Source organism: Adonisia turfae CCMR0081, from assembly GCF_011009555.1.
GTDB classification, from domain to species: domain Bacteria; phylum Cyanobacteriota; class Cyanobacteriia; order Phormidesmidales; family Phormidesmidaceae; genus Leptothoe; species Leptothoe turfae.
Map to the genome: position 1 here is coordinate 1 of NZ_QXHD01000015.1, position 1162 is coordinate 1162.

At 49.0% G+C, this 1162-nt stretch carries 1 protein-coding gene; it reads left to right on the forward strand.

Annotation, left to right across the window (positions count from 1 at the left end):
* The first annotated feature begins 124 nt into the window (after window positions 1–124).
* A protein-coding gene (locus DXZ20_RS37100; protein ID WP_431732065.1) for an IS630 family transposase occupies window positions 125–1152 on the forward strand; the annotation gives its coding sequence in 2 pieces (ribosomal slippage) (window positions 125–554 and window positions 554–1152; 1029 coding nt in all).
* The last annotated feature ends 10 nt before the right edge of the window (window positions 1153–1162 follow it).

Consider the following 1162-nt stretch of genomic DNA (forward strand, 5'->3'; position numbering starts at 1 on the left):
TATAGTCATCCGTCTTGATTCTTGAGGGTAGATCGGTATGATCTGAGAAATTGTATTCATCAGAGCATGTTCCCCCCGTATCGTTATGAGTTCGGAGATACCAGTATCCAGTCAAACCGCAGCCATCGAAGAATTGAAAACCTTCATCAAGACGCAACGTGATGGTCGTCAGGTGAAGAAAGCCCTAGCAGTTAAACTGCTCTATCAGGGGCATACCTACGAATCGATTATCAGTATTCTCGACGTGTCGATGGGCTTCATTGCAAACTGGAAGCAGCGATACGAGGCCGAGGGACTCAGCAGCTTTGCACCGCGTCATAAAGGTCGTCAAAGCTATCTGAGTGCTGCTCAAAAGGCCGCTGTTATCGAGTGGCTCGGGACCAAAGCTATCTGGACACTGAATGAATTGGAGTATCACCTGGCCAGTGAATATGGGGTCAGCTATGAGTCCAAACAGAGTTACTACGACTTATTCGAGACCGCTGGTCTGAGTTGGAAGAAAACCAGCAAGGTCAACCCCAAAACCGATCCCGCTCTAGTGGCTAAAAAAAAGCCGACATCCAACGGCTATTGGCACGCTACCGCACCGAGATTGAATGTGGCCAAGTGAGGGTGTTGTTTGTCGATGAATGTCATCTGATGAGTGGGGATCTCGAAGGCTACGTTTGGGGACGTCGAAATCAGCGCGTTGAGGTCCCGATTGTCAATGAACGCGACCGGCAGACGTACTATGGGGCCTTGGACCTGCTAAGTAAACGCGTTTTCGTTGAGGCCCACGCTGCCGGCAATACGACCTGTACATTGGCCTATCTCAAGTTCTTGCAGCGTCAGTTTCCAAACCAGCGCTTGATTATTCTATGGGATGGAGCCAGTTATCATCGTTCTCAGGAGATTCAAGCGTGCTTAAACGAGCTCAATGAAGGACTGCCAGAATCCCAGTGGCGTATCCACTGCATTCGCTTTGCGCCCAACGACCCAACTCAAAATCCGATTGAGGATGTTTGGTTACAAGCCAAGACCTGGGTCAGACAGATGGCTGGATTGAAGCCGTCATTCACTGGCCTCAAAGCTCTATTTGAGCAGTTTTGTGCCCTGGAACTCTTTGACTTTCCCAAAATGCATATGTATGGAACATTCTCACCAATCAAATAGGAACGCTATA